The sequence below is a fragment of the Pseudoalteromonas sp. C12FD-1 genome, assembly GCF_037414265.1.
In the GTDB taxonomy this organism is placed as follows: Bacteria; Pseudomonadota; Gammaproteobacteria; order Enterobacterales; family Alteromonadaceae; genus Pseudoalteromonas.
The window spans coordinates 41,850-55,962 of the sequence record NZ_JBBEVD010000072.1; the positions used below are offsets into that span (position 1 = coordinate 41,850).

A 14,113-nucleotide genomic window follows, 5' to 3' on the forward strand; every position below is an offset into this window, starting at 1 on the left:
TGATATAAAAACACAAAACCAGCCAGCTGCGATGGGCTCATTTGAATCTGGCAACTTGGTGTTACAGTAAAAGTAAACTCTAATCTAGAATGCTCAATTGCAGATTTAAATTAGGTTCATTTTTAACACCTACGCCAATGCCTAATAAGCGCACCGGTTGCTGCATCCCGCGTTGATACGCCTTAGAGAGTAATTCAGTAAAAATAGCGGTATTTAATTGATGATGAGCTTGATCCGCTGAGGTAACAACAAAATTTGCAAACTTTACTTTTACACTTAACTTATTAATACGGTTTTGTAATTGCTGTTTATTTAGGCGCGTGGTGAGCTCTTCAAGTAACCTAGGTAACTGTTCTAAGCACTCTTGTAAGCTATTTTTGTTGTATTCATAGGTGTGCTCAACGCTCAGCGATTTACGCACTCGCTCAGTGGTGACTGTACCAATATATTCGCCAGCACATTTTTGATAAAGCGATACACCAAAATTACCTACGTGCTGTTGCATCCAATTAACGCCTTTGTCGCGTACATCTTTACCTGTGTATAACCCCTTTAAATTAAGCTTTTCAAGGGTTACTTTACCTACTCCTGGTATTTTACCCAGCGGTAAATTATTTAAAAACGCATCAACTTCATCCGGTAAAACCACAAATTGGCCATTGGGTTTATTTTCGTCACTGGCTATTTTGGCAATAAATTTAATGGGGGCAACTCCGGCAGAGGCAGTAAGGCCGGTATCGTTATAAATATCGGCTCTAATTTGCTGAGCAATAAGCGTTGCACTGCCTTTGCATGCGTTGCTGTTGGTTACATCTAGGTAGGCTTCATCAAGCGACAGCGGTTCTATTTGGTCAGTGTAGCGTTTAAATACCGCGCGAATCTGGTTAGAAATTTCTTTATAAACGGCCATGCGCCCAGGCACAATAACTAAATCGGGGCATAGTTGCTTAGCGTGGTAGTTAGACATAGCAGAGCGAACACCATATTCGCGTGCTATATAATTTGCCGTAGAGAGCACGCCTCTGCGGCTATTGCCACCAATCGCTAAAGGCACGCTGGCGAGTTTGGGATTATCGCGCATTTCAACCGCTGCATAAAAGCAGTCCATGTCGATATGAATAAACTTTTTCATTACCACATAACAACTGTTTATTTATACAGTCATTATTAAGGATTCACTTTCAATAAGCAAGTACATTAAAACCTGTTTAGCTTATTAAAAAGTGTAGCGCTTTAAGCCGCACAAGCGTTAAACAGCTTTTTTAAAACGGCTGCTTAAAGCGCTGTGATTTTTTAAAGCAATGTAGCCAAAAAACAAACTCCAATAAAAACCCCGCAGCTAAAAGCATTATACCGCCTGAGGCATTACCCATTGCGTAGCAAGCAAAAGACGCTATAAAAACTAAACTGGCTAAGGCCCAATTAATTATATTTTGCATGTGTGTTCTCGTGTGTTGTTTGTGTTATTTAACTGTAGCTCTAAAAATAAATAGGTACAATCATCTTATAAAAAAACATGGCATTTATTGTCTTGAGCTACAAACACCATATTGATAACCTCATTCATTTAAAACTAAGAGTACACATACATGCAAAGGTTCAAAGATCAGCACCCTATTCATACCGATATCACCGTAGCATGGGCCGATATGGACGCCCTACAACATGTTAACAACGTGGTGTACTTGCGTTATTTTGAAATTGCGCGTATCGATTTTTTAAATAAAATAAATCAGTTTGATACGATAAAACCAGGTGGAATAGGCCCGGTCATTAGTGAAAACAATATTCGCTATAAACGCCCGGTGACCTTCCCAGATACCTTAACCGTAGGTATAACTATATCTGATATTAAAAGCGACCGCTTTATGATGAATTACTCTGTGTTTAGTCACGCTCAGCAAGCTATTACTACCACAGGCTATTCTCAAGTTGTTATGTTTGACTTTAAAACAGGACAAAAAGCGGCGATTTCAGAGCCATTATTATCGGCATTACATCAATTCGCTTAATTAAAAATTATTGCGAATTAATTATCCACTCTCAAGAACTTACATAATTTAAGGATTTTAAATGCAATACAGTCCGTTAGGCAGCAGCGGTGTTGATGTTTCAAGAGTATGCTTAGGCAGCATGACATGGGGTAAGCAAAATACCCAAAGCGATGCCGATGAGCAAATAGCTTACGCACTCGAGCAAGGCGTTAATTTTATTGATACTGCCGAAATGTATGCCGTACCTCCCTCACCAGAAACCTACGGTAAAACAGAGCAAATTATAGGTAACTGGCTAAAACGCAACCAACAAAAACGCGGTGATATTGTATTGGCCACTAAAATTGCGGGCAACGGCTTGTCGTGGGTACGTGATGGCGGCGATATAACACGCAGCGCGGTTATTGAGGCTGTAGATAACTCGCTTAAACGCTTACAAACCGATTATATAGATTTATACCAATTACATTGGCCTAATCGCTCTACCCCACATTTTGGCAGGCAGTGGCCAGGTAAACTCACTTTTAGTGACGTTAATACTGAGCAACAACAAGCTGGTATGCTTGATATTTTAGAGGGCCTTAATGAGTGTGTTAAAGCCGGAAAAATAAAATATTGTGGCCTTTCAGATGACACCCCTTGGGGCATTAGCCAATTTTTAAATTTAGCAAAAGCGCATAACTTACCGCGTATGGTGTCTATTCAGAACGAGTTTAGCTTAGCGCATGCCAAAGATTGGCCCTACTTAATTGAGCAATGTATTCATGAAGGCATTGCTTATTTACCTTGGTCGCCGCTTGCTGCAGGCTTGCTAACAGGTAAATACCTAAACGGCGCACGTCCAGCGGGATCGCGTTGGACATTTATGCAACGCAATGGCATTTTTAGAGACACCCCTAACGCGCAAAAAGCCACGCAGCGTTATGTAGATCTTGCACATGCAAGCGGCATAACCCCAGCCCAATTGGCACTTGCTTGGTGTAATCAGGTCGATGGCGTTACCTCGTCAATTATTGGTGCGACCAGCATGGCCCAATTAAAAGAAGACATTGACGCTTTTAGCATAACTTTAAGCGACGACACTCTAACTGAAATTGGTACTATTTTTAAAGATTACCCGCAGCCATATTAAAGTAAAATAATAGGCAGTTTTTTACTGCCTTTTTCCCTCTTATATTTGAACATATACAAAGTAAAACTATACTAAAGTTAACTTAAATGGATTATTTTTAGTGAGTTATGCTTAGAAATGTAATTTTATTCTTTGGTGTACTAGGTGGTTTAATGCGTTACGGGTACGCTGACAACACTCACCCAATTGATGAAATTGTATGGTTACAAAGTTACACGCCCCCGTTTCATATGGATAAAGATTCGCATTCGCCGCAAGGTGGTATTTGTGACAACCTCACCGAGCAACTAATTAACAGCATTGATGATGTAAAACATACACGACTAATCGTGCCGCAAGAGCGAATTAATAAGCACTTAAATGAAGGCGATAATGTATGCTTTCCGTGTGTTATTCATAAAAAAACAGCCAATGGGGTGTTACAGTTTTCTACCCCTACCACGGTTTACCCGCCTTTTTCGGTTTTAACCACTCAAAAACTTGCCCCAGAAATACAAGCTAAGCATGGCAGCCCTATTAAATTAATTCATTTATTGTCAGACGAGCAATATGTGTATGGTCAAGCCGCGGCGCGCAAGTTTACTTCAAAAATTAATAAAATAATCGAAAACACCACGGTGTATCATAAAGCATCGTTAAGCTGGAGCAGCGAAAATGAAAGCCAAGCTGTTATTGCTCGCTTAAGTCGCGGCTTTTTAGATTACACAATAGACTACCCGTTTATGAGGGATTATTTTGTCAATCACAGTAAGTTTAAAAATATAGTCAGTTTGCCAATAAAAGAAGACCCCAGAGAGTTTGTTTTAGGGGCTATAGGGTGTGCAGTAAGAGCACCGAATGATTTTGCTAGCAAAGCGCTTAATAAAATAAATAAAGCGCTACATAAGCAGGTATTACAATCGCCTGCTTATATAAATAGTCAGCGTTTTTGGTTAGAGCAAAGTTTTCCGCAGTTTACTAAGTATTACCAACAACAAATACTTAGCCCTATTGTGCCTGCCAACTTTGCGATAACAAGCACGTCGAATTAGCATACAAGCTTACTGTAAATACACTATTTGCAGGTACTTCTCCTACGCCTGCAGGCGTCCCAGTCATGATTACATCGCCATTTTCTAAGTGCATAAACTCATTAATTTCACTTAAAATATTTTTAGGCTTATGTATCATAAACTGCGTATCGCCTTGTTGAATAACTTTATCGTTAATTTTAAGCTCAAACGTAAACGCCTGTTCAGCATCCGCTATAGTTACAAAGGGCGTTAATAATACCGAGCCGTTAAATGCCTTGGCGCGCTCCCACGGTAACCCTTTATTTTTAAGCTTACTTTGCACGGTACGTTTAGTTAAATCCAACCCTAAACCGACGCCTGCCAACTCATTATTTTTAATAACAAAACACAGCTCGGTTTCATAATGCAGTGTGTCGTTATTGTGCGTAGCAAATAAGGTAGAAGAAAGCGCACTGTTAGGTTTATTAAACAATACCATTTGATCGGGGAGCTCATTATTAAGCTCGGCAATATGTGCGGTGTAATTACGCCCAACACATACTATTTTAGAGGGGGTTAATAACTCACTGTCTAGTTTTATCGACTGCATAAAATAACTTCTAAATTACGAGCTGATCAAGGTTTCTAATAAGCTCAGATTAATCGGCTTCAAAAGTACATGGTTAATATTTAAATCTTTGATCTGCTTAGGATCGGGCTCTGCACCACTAACAATCACTAAGCTTAAGTCAGGGTAACGCTGGTTAATTTGCTTACCTAAATCTACACCACGCCCGTCAGGTAAGTGCATATCGAGCAATACCTTATTAAATTGTTGGTCATGATTGAGGGTTTGTAAACATTGTGCACACGTTGAGGTAATAACGGTTTCTACCCCTAAACTTTCTAGCAGTAACTGGGTAATTTGCGCTGCATCTTGGTCGTCTTCAACCAATAAAAAGCGCTGCTTTTTCTCTATTACAGCTTTATCGCTGTGAATATTTTTAGCTTGAGGTGCATGCTCTGGCGATACTAAGTAATCTTGTAAGCATTGATACAAAGAAGAGCTATCAACCGGTTTTGGTATTACATCGTTAAAGCCAAGGGCGGCCAGTTCTTCATGTATACCTTTCATAGTCGCGGCAGTAAGCGCAATAATTGGCCCTGTATAGCCCATTTTTCTAAGCTCTATTGTGGCTTCTTTACCACCCATCACCGGCATATGTATATCAATAAAAATAATATCGTATGGCGAGCGATACGCCTCTGCAATTCTTACTTTTTCAAGCGCTTGCTGGCCATGCTCGGCGTAGTCTACGCGTGCACCACAGGTGCTGATCATATGGCCAACTAACATGCGTAAATCACGTAAATCATCAACCACTAATACGCGCCCAGTTACTTTACATGGCGCAGACTTAGCCTGTAATTGCGAACCACTGCTAAAGTTTAATACTTGGCGTTCTACTTCACCAATATCGCCTGGGTACACCGAAATAGTAAAGGTAGAACCTTCCCCTATTCTAGAGGTTAAATCAATACTGCCGTGCATACGCGCTAATAGCTCAGCACAAATAGCAAGGCCTAAACCTGCTCCGCCAACAGAGCGCGACTCTACATCGGCTATTTGCTCAAACGGTTTAAAAATGAGAGCTTGTTTTTCGGGGGCAATACCCATGCCTGAGTCTTTAATACTAAAAAATAGCATTTCTTTACCATCAACCCACTCGGTCCAGGCACTAACCACTATTTCGCCCTTTTCGGTAAATTTAACCGCATTATTGATTAGGTTAATGAGTATTTGGCGTACGCGGGTGGCATCTACTCTAACAATTAAAGGTAAAGGCTGTAGAGACTCAAAGCGAAGGTTTAAGCCTTTATCAAGCACAGATACACGCATTAAGGTGTAAACATCAGCCAGCATACTATCTAAGTTTACTTCACTTAAAGTGAGCTCTAATTTATCGGCAGCAATTTTAGATAAATCGAGCACGTCGTTTAACAAGCTCAGTAAGTGCTTACCGTTTCGGTAAATAACCCCTAATTCGTTTTCGGCCTGTTTGCTAAAGTCACTTTGCAGCAGTAACTCTGTGTAACCTAATATGGATGAAAGCGGGGTACGTAATTCGTGGCTTAAATGGGCTAAAAATCTGTCTTTTGAGCGGTTTTCTGCTTCGGCTTTTAAACGCTCTACGCGCTCGCCTTCAACATCTTTACGCGCTAAGGCATAGCGTATAGCGCGGGCAAAGCGGCTCGAACTCATTTCTGTTTTTATAAGGTAATCTACTGCACCGGCATCAAGTGCTGCAGAGTCTAATTCATCATTAGATTGACCCGTAAGCATAATAATTGGCCCGCTAAACCCATTAGCAATGGCCTTTTTTAATACACTTAGGCCATTTGAGGCGCCTAATCGGTAATCAAGCAAACAAATATCGTGGTCGTTTTTACTTAAAATGCTTATTGCTTGCTCTGGAGAGCTTATCCAGTCTATGTCAAACGTATGTGAATCTAGCTGTTCTAAGTAGTCGCAAGTAAGAATGTAATCATCTTCATCGTCTTCTACTAAAAGTAAGCGAGTCACTTTATCTAACATACTATCTCCTTTTAATTGCATTTAATAAGCCCCTATTTAGGGGCTTATTGTTACTACTTATACCAATTCGCATGATTAAGCATTATTGCGGATTAATGGTCTTATTTAGTCGTTAAAGGTTGTCGGCAGCTCTACAAATTCTACCCAGTATTTTCCTAGGGTTTTCATTAAATCAACCAAGCCATCAAATGTTACCGGTTTAGTAATATAAGAGGCAGCCCCTAGGTTATAGCCTTTAACCATGTCTTCTTCTTGCTTAGAAGTAGTTAAAATAACAACCGGTATGCCTTTTAGGTTTGGGTTTGCCTTTATGGCCTCAAGTGCTTCACGGCCATCCATACGTGGCATATTTAAATCAAGCAAAATCAACCCTGGTCGTGGCGATGAGCTTTTATCTTCAAACTTACCTTTGCGCTCTAAGTACTCTAATAATTCAACCCCATCTTCCACAAAATGCAGCTCGTTTAATACACGGCTTTCGGCTAGCGCATCTTGCGTGAGTAGGCGATCATCCTCGTCATCATCAGCCATTAATATTGTAATAGGTTTCACTTTTGAATACGGCATCTAAGCCTCTCCTTGAAGTGTGAAAAGCGTTGTTTCCACAGGTAATTTTATTATGAAGGTTGCCCCTTCACCGTCTTTACTATGAGCGGTAATTATCCCGCCATGCCGCTCAACTATACGCCTACAAACTGAAAGCCCAATCCCTGTGCCTTTATATTCCGAACGCCCATGTAGGCGCTGAAAAGGTACAAATATTTTATCAGCATACTCTTGTGAGAAACCAATGCCATTATCTTTTATCGTCACTACCTGCCAGTCAATATTGTCATTGTGCTCGGCACTAAACTCTATTTTGTGCTCATACGTAATACTTATATGCGGCTCTACACCAGGCTTTCTAAACTTAACCGCGTTAGACAGTAAGTTTAAAAACAACTGCTGCATTTGGCTTTTATCGGCTTGAATAACCGGTAGTTCGCCCACCTCTACTTGCGCATTACTTTCTTTAATGGCGACTTCTAAATCACTTAAAATATCGTTAACTACGCCTTTTAAGTCAGTGTCATCAAAGTCTTTGCCTCGCGTTGTTACCCGCGAAAACTCTAGCAAATCGTTAATAAGGTTAGACATACGTTGCGCGGCGTTTTTCATACGGCCTATGTAATCTATACCTTTCTCGCCTAGTTCATCTTTAAACATGGTTTCTAAGCGGTCACTAAATGCTTGAATTTTTCTTAGTGGTTCTTGTAAGTCATGGCTGGCTACAAAAGCAAATTCTTCAAGCTCACGGTTCGAACGGCTCAGCTCATCTGAATATAAGGTAAGTTCTTGCGTACGCTCAGACACTTTAGTTGCAAGTGTTTCGTTTTGCTTTTCAAGCTCCTCACGGTATTTTGCTGCATTTCTTAAATTAAGCCGTGTTAGTAAAAACATACCAATTATTAAAATCGCACTGGTAACAGCGGTAATAGCAAAGGTTATTTTGGCCTCATTTTTGATTTGTGCCAATTTCGAAAAATGACTCACCTTAAACAGTAATTCTCGGTCTTGAATATCATTAACTTTAGTGCGAATTTCTTTATAAAGCTCGCGTCCTCTATGAGTATTGACTAAAAACAAAGCTCGGCGTTCTTTATCATTAGTGGCCAGTTTAACCGTTTGTTTAAGCTCTTTAATTTTTGCCTCTGTTAATACTAGCAGCTCTGCAATTCGCTCTGCTTGGCCATCAATTTCAGAGTGTAGAGACTTTACATTCTCTATTTGTGATTCTATTTGCCCTATCGCATCGTAATAGGGCATTAAATAATCTTCTTCTTCGGTGAGTAAGTAGCCGCGCTGGCCAGACTCTGCCTGCACAACAGATAAGTGAAGACGCTCAATAGCATCGGCTAATAAGCTGGTGTTATCCAAGCTTTTTTGCGTTTGCGTTAATCCCTGAATAGTACTTAATGCTAAAAATGCATTACCAACAATAATGCACAGTACTATTGCGATAAAAGCGGCCCACGTTATATTCGCTTTACCCTGCTGCTTTTGCTTACTCATTATGTGTAAATACCTAATTTTAAATGACTACCTGTTATTAAAATCAGTAATGTTTTGCAAGCTTTCGCTACATTGCTGACAGTTTGAAATTATTTTATCGAGTGCTGCTAACGCTTTGTCTTTTGGCATGTCGTTTTCTAACACCAATTTGATTAGCTCTGCATTCATAGAAATTCTATTCAATGGCGCTCGCGCATCGTGTACCAATTTATTTAGCGTATTTACCTCTTTTTCATCACTCATATTACTTCCTATAGCTACTTATATTCTCCAATTCCGCCGTATGCGTTTAATCGGTTGTATAAAGTTTTTGTACTGATCCCTAGCATTTGCGCAGCTAGCGTTTTATTACCCTGTACTTTATCTAACGTGGCGTGAATTAATTCTTTTTCAACTTCTTCAATAGTTTGCCCTGCCGAAACATGGTTGTCGGCCGCTTGTGTATTTACACGCGAAAATGGCGACTCTAAGTTATCTGGTAATGTAATTTCGCTTGTTTGTGGGTCGCTCATAATAAAAGCGCGATGAATAGCGTGGCGAAGTTCACGTACATTGCCTGGCCATTCGTATTGCTGTAACTCTTTAAGTTGCTCGTTGTGCCAATAAAACGACGTACCATTTTCGTCGTTAAGCTGCTCTAAAAAGGCTTTGGCAAGCAGTGGTATATCTTCTTTTCGTTCTCGCAGCGCAGGTATATCAATGGGGAAAACCGCCAGCCTAAAGTAAATATCTTCACGAATAACATTATTTTGCGCAAGATCGGTCAGTGAGCGGTTAGTAGCAGAAATAACGCGGCAGTTTATAGGCAGCTCACGATTTCCACCTACACGAGTTACTTTTTTTGTTTCAAGCACACGCAGTAAGTTTGGCTGCATATCTATAGGCATTTCGGTTACTTCATCTAAAAATAATGTGCCGCCATCTGCTTGCTCAAATACACCTTCTTTACGGGCAATTGCACCTGTAAAAGCCCCTTTTTCATGGCCAAATAACTCACTACCTATTAACTCTTTAGAGAGCGCACCACAGTTGCTCGCTACCAAAGGCCCTTCGCATTGGCTTGCATTATGAATGGCTTGGGCGACCACTTCTTTACCTGCACCGCTTTCCCCCATTAGCATTACGTTAGCATTGGTCTTAGCTACGCGCTCTATCATGGTATAAAGCTTTTGCATTGGTTCTGATTCACCAATTAAGCTATTAAAATGGCGTGTAATTGCAGGTTTTTTAGTTTTTTTAGCAGGTTTTTGGGGGCCGTTTAATACCAGCTCAAGGTCTTCGCGCTGCAGTGGCTTTAGTAAATGCCCAACATCTTGCTCACACATGTCTGCCAAAATCCCTTTTACTGAAGGGTGGCCAGAAATAAGCGTTACTTTTGGAGACTGTCCAATCATTTTTAAATGATCAAGTAAATGTAGGCCGCTGCCATCTGGCAGCATAAAATCGAGCAACACGTGATCAAAGGTATTATTTTCAAACCATTGGTGCGCTTCTTTTAAACTAGTTGCGGTGTTTATATTGTGACCGAGGAATTCGACTATGTGGCAAACAACGTCACTAAATTCAACGTCATCGTCGACTAAAAGTATGTTTAACATGATAAATCCCTATGCTTTTCTTGTTATTCTACGCACCCTATTTTGCAATTAAAAGGGCCGACTAGAATCTCTTAAAAATGATTAAACCATTGAGTCTTTTAACGTTTAATTTTAACAACTAACTATGTACGTATGCTTAAGCCATACCGATCATAGCTTTTGAAAATATTTAGAATTATTTTCACTATTAGTCATATTGTAACAGCTGATATAATTTTCTTTTAAAAAAGGAGATGAAATGCAGTTATTAAAAACAATGGTCCACCCTGGCATAAATTTAAACCAAGGCACTCAATTTACCCGCCGCACAGGCCGCGCCATTGTGATTAAAGATGCACACATTTTATTAATGTATACCAATCGCTACGAAGACTACAGTTTACCCGGCGGCGGTGTGGATGAAGATGAAACCCTAGAGCAAGGGTTAATAAGAGAGCTTAGCGAGGAAACTGGCGCGCAAAATATACAGGTTATTAAACCCTTTGGATTATACGAAGAGTACCGCCCTTGGTACAAAGACGACTTTGATATTATACATATTCAGTCGTATTGCTATTTATGCGATACAGACAAAGAGCTTGGCAAAGCACAGCTTGAACATTACGAGCAACAAAATGGTATGACGCCTAAATGGGTTAATATTCACGAGGCCATTGCACACAACGAGCGCACAATGAGCCTTAGCGAAAAACAAGGGCTGTCTATCATTCGTGAAACTTACCTACTAAAACAAATAGCACAACAACTATTTAACTAAGGCTGTAAAATTTGCATAAAGCAGTATTTTTTACTGCTTGCTCATCACTCGCTTTTAATTTACACCCCACAATTAAATTTAAAGCGACTAATATTCAATAACTTAAACTCTATTTTACTTTATAAAACAAACTGGCTTTGTGTTTGCACCCTTACTGATAACTAATTTGTAAGGAGATAAAAATGAGTAACACAGTTAAAACAATCAACCCCGCAACTGAACAAACCATTGATACCTACACGCTGCTTTCTCAAGAGGAAGCTGAACAGGTAGTCGAAAAATCTCACGAAACATATTTAAAATGGCGCCAAACTTCATTTACCGAGCGCGCTAAGCACTTAAATAAACTAGCTTCTTTATTTGAAGATCAAAAAGAAGCCATTGCTAAACTAATGACCGAAGAAATGGGTAAAGTGTACGAGCAAGGCTTTCAAGAAATTGAACTGTGTGCCGGTATTTGTCGTTACACAGCCGAAAACGGCCCACAAGTACTTGGCGATGAAGAGCGTGATATGGATGGCGGCCGCGCTATTGTTAGCTACCAACCTACGGGCGTTTTACTAGGTATTCAACCTTGGAACTTCCCGCTTTACCAAGTAATTCGCTACAGTGCGGCTAATATTATGGCCGGTAACACCACCGTACTTAAACATGCCGGTAATGTATTTGGCATGGCAGAGAAAATAGATACCCTATTTAAACAAGCGGGCTTCCCTGAATATTGCTTTAGCAACTTACTTATTGATGGCAAAACTGCCAGTGCGCTTATTTCACATAAAGCAATCAGCGGCGTAACCTTTACAGGCAGTGACGCTACCGGTAAAAAAGTAGCTGAAGAAGCCGGTAAATACGTTAAAAAAACAGTGCTTGAGCTTGGTAGTAACGATGCCTACTTAGTACTTGATGATGCCGATTTAGACCTCGCCGTTGAAACCTGTGTTACAGGGCGCATGATCAACAACGGCGAAACCTGTGTATCGGCAAAACGCTTTGTGGTTGTAGAGTCACTCTATGATGACTTTAAAGAAAAAATTAAAGCGCAATTTGAAGCATTAAAAATGGGCGACCCAATGGCCGAAGATACAGACTTAGGCCCAATGGCGCGTGAAGATTTACGCGATAAAATTCACGACCAAGTAATGCGATCTGTTAAAGCCGGTGCAAATGTAGTCACAGGCGGTGAAGTCCCATCGCAAACAGGTTACTACTACCCACCGACTATTCTTGATAATTTATCGCCGGGCATGCCAGCATACGATGACGAATTATTTGGCCCTGTAGCCTCGCTAATTAAAGCAAAAGATAACGACGATGCCATGCGCATCGCCAACGACTCTCGCTATGGTTTAGGCGGTGGTATTTTTTCCAAAGATGAGAAAAAAGCCATAGAACTGGCTAAAAAGCACTTTGATACCGGTATGATCAACATTAACGGATACGGCCTTGCCCAACCAAACCTACCGTTTGGTGGTGTTAAAGAAAGTGGTTACGGCCGAGAGCACGGCGGCTTTGGTATGCGCGAATTTGTTAATATCAAATGTATTATGATTAATAGCTAAAATAGCTACACACGTGAAATACACGTATTAAAAGAGTATTTATACGTGTTTTAAAAATATTACTAAGCCTAAGGGTGAGCAATCACTTTTAGGCTTTTTTATGGGTGAATCTGCATGGTTTTATGCACTAATAGACCCATCCTACAAGTGTATTTAAAGCCATAAACACAGTGAGAACATTAAAACAAAGCTGACAATTGATATGTAAAAACTGATACTTAGTTAGAGTTCAGACGGCTAGGCTAGGCAGGTAAGAATGATGAGCAAACGGTCGGTAAACTCGTTTGTGGGCAAAGACGTGTCAGTCACTTTTCTAAATTAGCTAGTTACGGATTACATCTAGTAAGGCAAATCATATTTACGACGTGTTTAAAGTGAAATGCTACCCTCGATTGCTGCTTATTAGCATAGTCATAATTTCATAAGTATTTACTAATAAATTCACCGGGAGATTGATACTGGCTTTATGGGAAGCAACTTTTCGGATGCCACATCTTTTATCACGATAGTTGACGTGCAAAATTAAAATGGCTTAGCTTTGAGCAAGTTAGGTAATTACGTTATGCTAACGGTCTTTATAATTCGGCCAATACGATATGTCTGAATCACAATTTAATAATCTACTCGCTGAGGCTATTTCCTCTATAAAATCAACGAGTTTTACATCTAAATTAATGTCCCTAATCGATTCGATACTGACGTATGACTGTGCTGTGATCCTCGGTATGCGTAAAGGCAAGCACCCTATTTATCTTTACGATTCCATTGAAAATAACCGAGAATTACTCTTCGATCGTTACCTCACTTCTGCATTTCAAGATGATCCATTCTACAAAATGCTCACCATTGATGAACAGCAAGGTGTTTTTTCATTAAAAGACGTAGTCCAATGCGGTATGGATTATCAAACATATTGTAATCAATTTTACCTACAAACAGGCTGGAAAGATGAGTTAAGTATTCTCATTAAAGTTGAAGCAACCCGCTGGGTCGTTATCTATTTAGGGTGTACTCAGGCAGGAAATACATTTTCGTCATTAAATGTTGAAGCATTAAAATCATATTTCGCAATCATTCAATCATTATGCCGACAACACTGGCAACAAACTGAATTCCTTCTTGCAGAACCAGTTTTTTCTCCTGAGTCTTACTCAGTAAAAAGGCGTGAGTTCATCGAGAATGCTCTGTATACTTTTGGCAATGATTTGCTTTCAACCAGAGAGAAACAAATCGCCTGTTTAATAGTACAAGGGCTCGATACTAAAGAGATAGCAAAACAGTTAGGCATTACAGAGGGTACAGTAAAAAATCACCGAAAACGTATCTATGCTCAATTGCAAGTGGCATCCCTCAGTGAACTTTTCCAAGTTTTCCTCAACCATATTATTACCCACTAAATTAACCTATTATCCCTTTAGGGATATATCGCGCAT

13 protein-coding genes are annotated in these 14,113 nt (G+C 40.0%); 6 read left to right on the top strand and 7 right to left on the bottom strand.

Annotation, left to right across the window (positions count from 1 at the left end; all coding sequences use genetic code 11):
* Window positions 1-79: 79 nt before the first annotated feature.
* Window positions 80-1,132, bottom strand: a complete 1,053-nt coding sequence (gene dinB / locus WDB87_RS14530) for a DNA polymerase IV (protein ID WP_286246280.1) — start codon at window positions 1,130-1,132, stop codon at window positions 80-82.
* Between the two features lie 457 nt (window positions 1,133-1,589).
* Between dinB and WDB87_RS14535 the strand changes: the two genes are divergently transcribed.
* The 3 genes from WDB87_RS14535 (at window position 1,590) to WDB87_RS14545 (ending at window position 4,157) form a co-directional block, all read left to right on the top strand.
* Window positions 1,590-2,012 carry an acyl-CoA thioesterase gene (locus WDB87_RS14535; protein ID WP_004588512.1) on the top strand — a complete coding sequence of 141 codons (423 nt, stop codon included), beginning with the start codon at window positions 1,590-1,592 and terminating at the stop codon, window positions 2,010-2,012.
* 61 nt (window positions 2,013-2,073) lie between these two features.
* A complete protein-coding gene (locus tag WDB87_RS14540; protein WP_337850261.1) occupies window positions 2,074-3,126 on the top strand; it encodes an aldo/keto reductase in 1,053 nt (350 codons plus the stop codon).
* A 107-nt stretch (window positions 3,127-3,233) separates the two neighbouring features.
* On the top strand, window positions 3,234-4,157 hold the full coding sequence (locus tag WDB87_RS14545; RefSeq protein ID WP_443197913.1) for an ABC transporter substrate-binding protein: 924 nt from the start codon (window positions 3,234-3,236) through the stop codon (window positions 4,155-4,157).
* On the opposite strand, the gene WDB87_RS14550 is transcribed toward WDB87_RS14545, so the two are convergent.
* From WDB87_RS14550 to WDB87_RS14575, 6 genes are all read right to left on the bottom strand, one after another.
* On the bottom strand, window positions 4,114-4,728 hold the full coding sequence (locus WDB87_RS14550) for a fumarylacetoacetate hydrolase family protein (protein ID WP_337850262.1): 615 nt from the start codon (window positions 4,726-4,728) through the stop codon (window positions 4,114-4,116). The two genes, WDB87_RS14545 and WDB87_RS14550, sit on opposite strands and share 44 nt — an antisense overlap.
* Before the next feature lie 15 nt (window positions 4,729-4,743).
* On the bottom strand, window positions 4,744-6,714 hold the full coding sequence (locus WDB87_RS14555) for a response regulator (protein WP_337850362.1): 1,971 nt from the start codon (window positions 6,712-6,714) through the stop codon (window positions 4,744-4,746).
* Between the two features lie 105 nt (window positions 6,715-6,819).
* The gene (locus tag WDB87_RS14560) at window positions 6,820-7,281 is read right to left on the bottom strand and encodes a response regulator (protein WP_055015307.1); all 462 of its coding nucleotides are present in this window, start codon (window positions 7,279-7,281) and stop codon (window positions 6,820-6,822) included.
* A complete protein-coding gene (locus WDB87_RS14565) occupies window positions 7,282-8,766 on the bottom strand; it encodes a sensor histidine kinase (protein ID WP_286246277.1) in 1,485 nt (494 codons plus the stop codon).
* Between the two features lie 27 nt (window positions 8,767-8,793).
* Window positions 8,794-9,009: a histidine kinase gene (locus WDB87_RS14570; protein ID WP_286246276.1), complete on the bottom strand. Its 216-nt coding sequence runs from the start codon at window positions 9,007-9,009 to the stop codon at window positions 8,794-8,796.
* A gap of 14 nt (window positions 9,010-9,023) precedes the next feature.
* On the bottom strand, window positions 9,024-10,364 hold the full coding sequence (locus WDB87_RS14575; RefSeq protein WP_286246275.1) for a sigma-54-dependent transcriptional regulator: 1,341 nt from the start codon (window positions 10,362-10,364) through the stop codon (window positions 9,024-9,026).
* Between the two features lie 238 nt (window positions 10,365-10,602).
* Here WDB87_RS14575 and WDB87_RS14580 point away from each other — a divergent pair, with 238 nt between their 5' ends.
* The 3 genes from WDB87_RS14580 to WDB87_RS14590 all read left to right on the top strand — a co-directional run bounded on the left by WDB87_RS14580 (window position 10,603) and on the right by WDB87_RS14590 (window position 14,077).
* On the top strand, window positions 10,603-11,121 hold the full coding sequence (locus WDB87_RS14580; protein WP_337850263.1) for an NUDIX hydrolase: 519 nt from the start codon (window positions 10,603-10,605) through the stop codon (window positions 11,119-11,121).
* A gap of 182 nt (window positions 11,122-11,303) precedes the next feature.
* On the top strand, window positions 11,304-12,680 hold the full coding sequence (locus tag WDB87_RS14585; RefSeq protein ID WP_337850264.1) for an NAD-dependent succinate-semialdehyde dehydrogenase: 1,377 nt from the start codon (window positions 11,304-11,306) through the stop codon (window positions 12,678-12,680).
* Window positions 12,681-13,276: 596 nt separating this feature from the next.
* A complete protein-coding gene (locus WDB87_RS14590; protein ID WP_337850265.1) occupies window positions 13,277-14,077 on the top strand; it encodes a LuxR C-terminal-related transcriptional regulator in 801 nt (266 codons plus the stop codon).
* Window positions 14,078-14,113 lie beyond the last annotated feature (36 nt).

Excerpts from the sequence above, each read along its gene's own strand:
- dinB (WP_286246280.1), bottom strand. The coding sequence starts at position 1,132 with ATGAAAAAGTTTATTCATATCGACATGGACTGCTTTTATGCAGCGGTT.
- WDB87_RS14535 (WP_004588512.1), top strand. The coding sequence starts at position 1,590 with ATGCAAAGGTTCAAAGATCAGCACCCTATTCATACCGATATCACCGTA.
- WDB87_RS14540 (WP_337850261.1), top strand. The coding sequence starts at position 2,074 with ATGCAATACAGTCCGTTAGGCAGCAGCGGTGTTGATGTTTCAAGAGTA.
- WDB87_RS14545 (WP_443197913.1), top strand. The coding sequence starts at position 3,234 with ATGCTTAGAAATGTAATTTTATTCTTTGGTGTACTAGGTGGTTTAATG.
- WDB87_RS14550 (WP_337850262.1), bottom strand. The coding sequence starts at position 4,728 with ATGCAGTCGATAAAACTAGACAGTGAGTTATTAACCCCCTCTAAAATA.
- WDB87_RS14555 (WP_337850362.1), bottom strand. The coding sequence starts at position 6,714 with ATGTTAGATAAAGTGACTCGCTTACTTTTAGTAGAAGACGATGAAGAT.
- WDB87_RS14560 (WP_055015307.1), bottom strand. The coding sequence starts at position 7,281 with ATGCCGTATTCAAAAGTGAAACCTATTACAATATTAATGGCTGATGAT.
- WDB87_RS14565 (WP_286246277.1), bottom strand. The coding sequence starts at position 8,766 with ATGAGTAAGCAAAAGCAGCAGGGTAAAGCGAATATAACGTGGGCCGCT.
- WDB87_RS14570 (WP_286246276.1), bottom strand. The coding sequence starts at position 9,009 with ATGAGTGATGAAAAAGAGGTAAATACGCTAAATAAATTGGTACACGAT.
- WDB87_RS14575 (WP_286246275.1), bottom strand. The coding sequence starts at position 10,364 with ATGTTAAACATACTTTTAGTCGACGATGACGTTGAATTTAGTGACGTT.
- WDB87_RS14580 (WP_337850263.1), top strand. The coding sequence starts at position 10,603 with ATGCAGTTATTAAAAACAATGGTCCACCCTGGCATAAATTTAAACCAA.
- WDB87_RS14585 (WP_337850264.1), top strand. The coding sequence starts at position 11,304 with ATGAGTAACACAGTTAAAACAATCAACCCCGCAACTGAACAAACCATT.
- WDB87_RS14590 (WP_337850265.1), top strand. The coding sequence starts at position 13,277 with ATGTCTGAATCACAATTTAATAATCTACTCGCTGAGGCTATTTCCTCT.